Here is a 6489-nt window from a genome sequence, read left to right as displayed (position 1 = left end):
CTCTTGTGTTGGCGCGAGGCCTCAGCGAACAGGTCGAACTTCAGGGCGCTACGGGGAGTGATCATGGCAAAGGATGGAGCACGCGTTCTCGATCAACAAGGGACCGGATGGGTTTTGAGAGGTTCCCGTTCGACTGCTCGGACGCCGCGGCGGTGATCTCCCCGATGATGTCGCCCACCCGCTGCACCGAGCCCACGATCTCGCCCATGGTGCGCCCGGCGTCCTCCACCAGCCGGGTGCCGGCCTCCACCCGGGCCACCGAACTGCCGATGAGCGCCTTGATCTCGCGCGCCGCCTCGGCGCTGCGCCCGGCCAGCGAGCGCACCTCGCTCGCCACCACGGCGAAGCCGCGGCCCTGCTCGCCCGCACGGGCGGCTTCCACGGCGGCGTTGAGCGCCAGGATGTTGGTCGGGAAGGCGATGCCGTCGATCACGCCGATGATGTCCGCGATCTTGCGCGAGCTGGCGTCGATCTCGGCCATGGTGGACACCACTTCGCCCACCACGCGCCCGCCGCGCTGGGCCACCTCGGCGGCCGATCCGGCCAGTTGGTTGGCCTGCCGCGCGGCATCGGCCGACTGGTGCACCGTGCCCGTGAGCTGCTCCATGCTCTGCGCCGTCTGGGCGATGCTGCTGGTGGCGTTCTCGGTGCGCGCCGACAGGTCCTGGTTGCCGGTGGCGATCTCGGCGCTGGCGGTGGTGATGCTGTCCACCGCCGTGCGCACCTGCTGCAGCACCTGCAGGTAGCGCTGGCGCATGCCCTCCACCTCGCGCACCAGGGCGCCCATCTCGTCGGCGCGGCGCGTCTCGAACGCCTGGGTGAGGTCGCCCTGCGCCACCAGCGTCACGGCGCCGGTCAGCTCGCGCAGCGGCTCGCTCACGCCGCGGCGCACCATCGCGAAGATGCCCGCGCCCACCACCGCCAGGGCGACGGCCATCACCAGCCACACCGCCCCCATCGCGCGCCGCTGGCTGGCCAGCGCCTCGTGGTCGGACACCTCGGCCACCACCTGCCAGCCCGAGCCGGTCCGCAGGCTCATGGCCCACGGGTCCGCGCCCTGGGCGGGCAGCAGCGCGGCGGCCTGCGGCACGAAGCCGTCGGCGCTGGTGTTCAGGGCGGCGAGGAAATCGGCCGCGCCCGGATAGGCCTCCAGCACCTTCTTGCCGCGCGCCGTGGGGTGCGCGACGAACACCGCATCCTGCGGGCCTTTGCGCGGATCGATCACGTACATGCCGCCGTGCTCGTAGAACTGCATGCTGGCCACCTGCTTTTGCATCTGCTCCTGGAAGGCCGACAGGTCGTTGCCCACGAACAGGATGGCGATCACCTTGCCCGCCGCATCCTTCACCGGCGCGTAGTGCGCCATGTAGGGCTTGCCGAACAGCATGGTGCGGCCCGTGTACGGCTGGCCCGCGAGCATGGGCGGGTAGGCGGGGCTGGCGCGGTCGAGCAGCGTGCCCTGGGCGCGCTCGCCCTTTTCGTTCTTCACCGAGGTGGTGATGCGGATGAAGTCCTCACCCTTCCTCGCGAACACCGTGGCCACGCCGCCCGTGTCCTGGCTGAACTTGTCCACCGTGCCGTAATCGGCGTTCACCGCGATGCCGAAGCTCGTCAGCTGCCCGCTGGCCTCGTCCAGCTGCATGCCGGGGTCGAAGCCGCGCTGGAACGCCTGGGCCGAACGGCGCACCAGTTCGCGGTTGGCCTCGTCCACCGCGTTGAGCGACTGGCCCACGGCATCGACCGCATCGCGCACGCCTTCGGAGATCTGAGTGCGTGCGGCTTTCGTCGTGATGACCGAGATCGCGATGCTCACCGCGATCAGGGCGAGGGCGACGAGCGCCAGCGCCAGCAGGGTGACGCGGCGGGCAACCGATCGGGTGCGGACAGATGGGGTCATGGCGGTTTTTTTCGGGTTCGGTCGCAGGGGAGGGAGCAGGGGCGGATGCGCTGCGGAAGACGCCGGCCCCATCGTAAGCAACCGTAACTTTGGCAGGATGAAGGCATTCCTTTAAGGGAAAACCCTATGTATTGAAGGATTTAGCCTGCTTGGCAGCATCACTTTCGGGGGCGAAAAATGCCTTCAGCGCATGTTCTTCTAAGGCATATTGCTACATAAATAATAGCAATTGGCTTTTCGTGCGCTTTGTAGCACTTGTGACACTTCTGCGATGTCGGCCACCCGGTGCAGGGGAGCCCCGGGCACATGGGACAGCGCCCGACGCAGCCCCATGCCTCGGCAAGTCGCCCGCCGGGCCGCAGCCCCGCGCCCGTCAGGCGTGCTCGAAGTGGAACACCGCCGTGCCCGCCAGGGCGTTCGGCAGGAAACGCACCTCGCGGCCGTCCTGCAGGCCGAAGGCGTCGATCACGCGCAGGGCGTTCTTGTGCGCCAGCACCTCGAAATCCTTGAACGTGCCCACGCGGATGTTGGGCGTGTCGTACCACTGGTAGGGCAGCCGGCGCGTGACGGGCATGCGCCCGCGCAGCACCGACAGCCGGTTGGGCCAGTGGGCGAAATTGGGAAACGCCACCACGCCCGCGCGGCCCACGCGGGCCGTCTCGAGCAGCATCACCTCGGTGTTGCGCAGGTGCTGCAGCGTGTCGATCTGCAGCACCAGGTCGAACGAGTTGTCGCCGAACATCGCCAGCCCCTCCTCCAGGTTGAGCTGCACCACGTTGACCCCGCGGCGCACGCAGGCGAGCACGTTGGCGTCGTCGATCTCGATGCCGTAGCCCGTGCAGCCGCGCTCGCGCTGCAGGTACGACAGCATCGCGCCGTCGCCGCAGCCCAGGTCCAGCACCCGCGCGCCGTGCGGCACCAGCCGGGAAATCGCATGCATGGTGGCTTTCTCGGTCATGCGAACTCCTTGGCGATGCTGTCGAAATACGAGCCGACGACGCCCATGTAGCGCGCATCGTCGAGCAGGAAGGCGTCGTGGCCGTGCGGTGCGTCGATCTCGGCGTAGCTCACGTCGCGGCGGTTGTCGAGCAGCGCCTTCACGATCTCGCGGCTGCGCGCGGGCGAAAAGCGCCAGTCGGTGGTGAAGCTCACCAGCAGGAACCGGGCCGTCGCGCGCGCCAGCGCCAGCGTGAGGTTGCCGCCGTAGGCGAGCGCGGGGTCGAAGTAATCGAGCGCGCGGGTGATCAGCAGGTAGGTGTTGGCGTCGAAATACTCGCTGAACTTGTCGCCCTGGTAGCGCAGGTAGCTCTCGATCTGGAACTCGATGTCCTGCGTGCTGTAGCGGTAGCCCGGCCCCGCGCCGGGCGTGCCTGGGGCGGCCGGCGCACCGCCAGCGGTGCCTGCCGGCAGCGTCTCCTCCATCACCGTCTGGCGCAACTGCCGGCCGAATTTCTCGTTCATCACGTCTTCAGACAGGTACGTGATGTGGCCGATCATGCGCGCGATGCGCAGGCCGCGCTGCGGGATCGCCCCGTGCCGGTAGAAGTGTCCGCCGTGGAAGTCCGGGTCGGTCACGATGGCCCGGCGCGCCACCTCGTTGAAGGCGATGTTCTCCGCCGTGAGATTGGGGGCGCTGGCCACCACGACCGCATGGCGCACGCGCTCGGGGTACTGCAGCGTCCACGACAGCGCCTGCATGCCGCCCAGGCTGCCGCCCAGCACCGCCGCGAGCTGCTGCACGCCGATGCGGTCCAGCAGGCGGGCCTGCGCGTTCACCCAGTCCTCCACCGTGACCACGGGGAAGTCGGCGCCGTACACCTCGCCGGTGTCCGGGTGCGTGTCCATCGGGCCGGTCGAGCCGAAGCACGAGCCCAGGTTGTTGATGCCGATCACGAAGAAGCGGTTCGTGTCCACCGGCTTGCCGGGGCCGATCATGTTGTTCCACCAGCCTTCGCTCCTGGGCTGGCCCTCGTACACGCCCGCCACGTGGTGCGAGGCGTTCAGCGCATGGCACACCAGCACCGCGTTGGAGCGGTCGGCATTGAGCGTGCCGTAGGTCTCGAAGGCAAGGGTGTAGTCGCGGATGGCGCCGCCGCCCTGCAGCGGCAGCGCGTCGGCGAAATGCAGGGACTGGGGCGTGGCAATGAAGGACATGAAAAAACCCGGCGTCGCTAAAAACGAGGCCGGGTCGGTGTGTCTGTCACTTGGCGGACGGGTCTTTAGCGGTATTTATAAAGCGCCCGCAAGCTATGCAAATCGGCGCGAGGGGCACTATACCAAAGCCCGGGCCCGCCGGCCATGGGCCCGTGCGCGTTCAGGCCGCGGGTGCGAAAAGCGCGATCAGCCCCAGCGCGAGGAAGATCACCGCCGACACCATGTGCACCGCGCGGATCGGCACCCGCCGCGTGATGCGCTCGCCCAGCCACACCACGGGCGCGTTGGCCAGCATCATGCCCAGCGTCGTGCCGGCCACCACCCACCAATAGGCGCTGTAGCGCGCGGCCAGCATCACCGTGGCGACCTGGGTCTTGTCGCCCATCTCGGCCAGGAAGAACGCGATCAGCGTGGTGCCGAACACGCCAAAGCGCGGCGCGCCGCCCGTTGCGTCGTCGTCCAGCCGGTCGGGGATGAGCATCCACACCGCCATCGCGATGAACGACAGCCCGAGACCCCAGCGCAGCACCTGCGGGCCCACGACGGTCGTCACCCAGGCGCCCACGGCGCCGGCCAGCGCGTGGTTGGCCAGCGTGGCGACCAGGATGCCGAGCACGATCGGCCAGGGCTTGCGAAAACGCGCCGCGAGAACGAGGGAAAGGAGTTGGGTCTTGTCGCCCATCTCCGCGAGGGCGACGATGGCGGTCGAAACGAAAAAGGCTTCCATTGGGGGCAGGGAGTTGTCCGGCCGGACAGGTCGCAGAACATTGACCGCACCCCGACGCCGGCCTTTGGGATCGGTGTGCAGTCAATGGTCTCGCCCAGTTCCGATGGAACCGCATGCACCACAGGCCGCGCAGGCCCGAGTTTGTTGATGCATGCCCCCGTGCGGTCTGTGCGCCGGGCGGGCTACTCCCCAAAGACGGGCCGATTGTAACGATGCGCTTCCAGCCTTCGGGTAAATACCCAACGAAAACGTTGCAGACGCGCCAATTTTCGTGCTTGGACCCCGAATAGATGGTTAATAATGGGCCTTGCCTTTCTGCCAAGCAGGAACGCAAGTAGCGGTGATTGGTCGGTTTCGCGTCTTTGAAGTCGTCACAGGTTTGTTGATTGCGTCGGGCTCCATCGCGTTTTCTTGTTTTTTTAGGAGTCCTTCATGGGCAACAAACTCTACGTGGGCAACCTGCCCTATTCTTTCCGCGACGACGACCTGCAACAAACGTTCAGCCAGTACGGCGCCGTGCAAAGCGCCAAGGTCATGATGGAACGTGACACCGGCCGCTCCAAGGGTTTCGGCTTCGTCGAAATGGGCAGCGATGCCGAAGCGCAAGCCGCCATCCAAGGCGCGCATGGCCAAAACTTCGGCGGCCGTGACCTCGTGGTCAACGAAGCCCGTCCGATGGAACCCCGTCCCCCCCGCAGCGGTGGCGGCGGCTTCGGTGGCGGCAACGGCGGTGGCGGCGGCTACGGCGGTGGTGGCGGCCGCAGCGGTGGTTTCGGCGGTGGTGGTGGCGGTGGTGGCTACGGCGGTGGCCGCAGCAGCTACTAAGCTCACGCTGACAGCATTTCAAAAAAGGGTCCTTCGGGGCCCTTTTTTCATGGCTGAGCCAGCGCGTTTGGCCCGTGTCTGGCACCTTGCTTTTTTGCGGAATTTATGGCCCATAATGCATCGGCGAGATATTTTTCGCGTCGACGTTTGCGGGGATCCGTCAGTTTCGCGCATGGGACATCTTTGTGATTCACTGGCTGCGTTTTCGGGACTCCATCGCTTTATCAATGTATTTTTGAGGAGTCCCGTAATGGGCAACAAACTGTACGTCGGCAATTTGCCGTACTCGGTGCGTGACAGTGACCTGGAGCAGGCCTTCGGCCAATTCGGAGCCGTGACGAGCGCCAAAGTCATGATGGAGCGCGACACGGGCCGCTCGAAGGGCTTTGGCTTCGTTGAGATGGGCAGCGACCCTGAAGCGCAAGCCGCCATCCAGGGCATGAACGGCCAGCCCCTGGGCGGCCGCAGCATCGTGGTGAACGAGGCGCGTCCCATGGAACCCCGTCCCCCCCGCAGCGGCGGTTTTGGTGGCGGCGGTGGTGGTGGCGGCTACGGCGGTGGTGGCGGCGGCGGATACGGCGGCGGCGGTGGTCGCAGCGGTGGCGGTGGTTACGGTGGCGGCCGCAGTGATGGCGGCGGCGGTGGCTACGGTGGTGGTGGCCGCGGCGAAGGCGGCGGCGGTGGTTATGGCGGCGGCGGTGGTCGCGGCGATGGCGGTTTCCGCAGCCCCTACGGCTCCGGTTCGCGCAATGGCGGCGGCGGTGGCCGCAGCGGTGGTGGCGGTGGCGGCTACGGTGGTGGCGGCAACGGCGGCTACTGATCCTCTCCCGCAGCGAGGGCCCTTCCCATCCGTGAAGGCTTCTCGCGCAAGAACAAAAGGCCCCTT

The 6489-nt window shown here is 67.2% G+C and carries 6 protein-coding genes and 1 riboswitch; of the genes, 2 read left to right on the top strand and 4 right to left on the bottom strand.

Annotated features, from left to right (window positions below; genetic code table 11):
* Positions 1 to 61: 61 nt before the first annotated feature.
* The 4 genes from AVMA1855_RS03190 to AVMA1855_RS03175 all read right to left on the bottom strand — a co-directional run bounded on the left by AVMA1855_RS03190 (position 62) and on the right by AVMA1855_RS03175 (position 4778).
* Complete coding sequence (locus tag AVMA1855_RS03190; RefSeq protein ID WP_284424562.1) at positions 62 to 1897, bottom strand: methyl-accepting chemotaxis protein; 1836 nt, start codon at positions 1895 to 1897, stop codon at positions 62 to 64.
* A 373-nt stretch (positions 1898 to 2270) separates the two neighbouring features.
* Positions 2271 to 2855, bottom strand: coding sequence for a methionine biosynthesis protein MetW (metW, locus tag AVMA1855_RS03185; RefSeq protein ID WP_284424561.1), 585 nt, complete (start codon positions 2853 to 2855; stop codon positions 2271 to 2273).
* A complete protein-coding gene (gene metX / locus AVMA1855_RS03180; RefSeq protein ID WP_284424560.1) occupies positions 2852 to 4051 on the bottom strand; it encodes a homoserine O-acetyltransferase MetX in 1200 nt (399 codons plus the stop codon). Before metX ends, metW begins: the two co-directional genes overlap by 4 nt.
* A 160-nt stretch (positions 4052 to 4211) precedes the next feature.
* The gene (locus AVMA1855_RS03175) at positions 4212 to 4778 is read right to left on the bottom strand and encodes a TMEM165/GDT1 family protein (RefSeq protein ID WP_284424559.1); all 567 of its coding nucleotides are present in this window, start codon (positions 4776 to 4778) and stop codon (positions 4212 to 4214) included.
* Between the two features lie 10 nt (positions 4779 to 4788).
* Positions 4789 to 4986, bottom strand: a riboswitch (yybP-ykoY riboswitch).
* Between the two features lie 224 nt (positions 4987 to 5210).
* Here AVMA1855_RS03175 and rbp (AVMA1855_RS03170) point away from each other — a divergent pair.
* Both rbp (AVMA1855_RS03170) and rbp (AVMA1855_RS03165) read left to right on the top strand, forming a co-directional pair.
* On the top strand, positions 5211 to 5603 hold the full coding sequence (gene rbp / locus AVMA1855_RS03170; RefSeq protein ID WP_092742454.1) for an RNA-binding regulator: 393 nt from the start codon (positions 5211 to 5213) through the stop codon (positions 5601 to 5603).
* 250 nt (positions 5604 to 5853) lie between these two features.
* Complete coding sequence (rbp, locus tag AVMA1855_RS03165) at positions 5854 to 6423, top strand: RNA-binding regulator (protein ID WP_284424558.1); 570 nt, start codon at positions 5854 to 5856, stop codon at positions 6421 to 6423.
* The last annotated feature ends 66 nt before the right edge of the window (positions 6424 to 6489 follow it).

The organism is Acidovorax sp. SUPP1855 (genome assembly GCF_030158955.1).
Taxonomy (GTDB): domain Bacteria; phylum Pseudomonadota; class Gammaproteobacteria; order Burkholderiales; family Burkholderiaceae_C; genus Paracidovorax.
This window is presented reverse-complemented; position numbering and strand designations above follow the sequence as displayed.

Excerpts from the sequence above, each read along its gene's own strand:
- AVMA1855_RS03190 (WP_284424562.1), bottom strand. The coding sequence starts at position 1,897 with ATGACCCCATCTGTCCGCACCCGATCGGTTGCCCGCCGCGTCACCCTG.
- metX (WP_284424560.1), bottom strand. The coding sequence starts at position 4,051 with ATGTCCTTCATTGCCACGCCCCAGTCCCTGCATTTCGCCGACGCGCTG.
- rbp (WP_092742454.1), top strand. The coding sequence starts at position 5,211 with ATGGGCAACAAACTCTACGTGGGCAACCTGCCCTATTCTTTCCGCGAC.
- rbp (WP_284424558.1), top strand. The coding sequence starts at position 5,854 with ATGGGCAACAAACTGTACGTCGGCAATTTGCCGTACTCGGTGCGTGAC.
- metW (WP_284424561.1), bottom strand. The coding sequence starts at position 2,855 with ATGACCGAGAAAGCCACCATGCATGCGATTTCCCGGCTGGTGCCGCAC.
- AVMA1855_RS03175 (WP_284424559.1), bottom strand. The coding sequence starts at position 4,778 with ATGGAAGCCTTTTTCGTTTCGACCGCCATCGTCGCCCTCGCGGAGATG.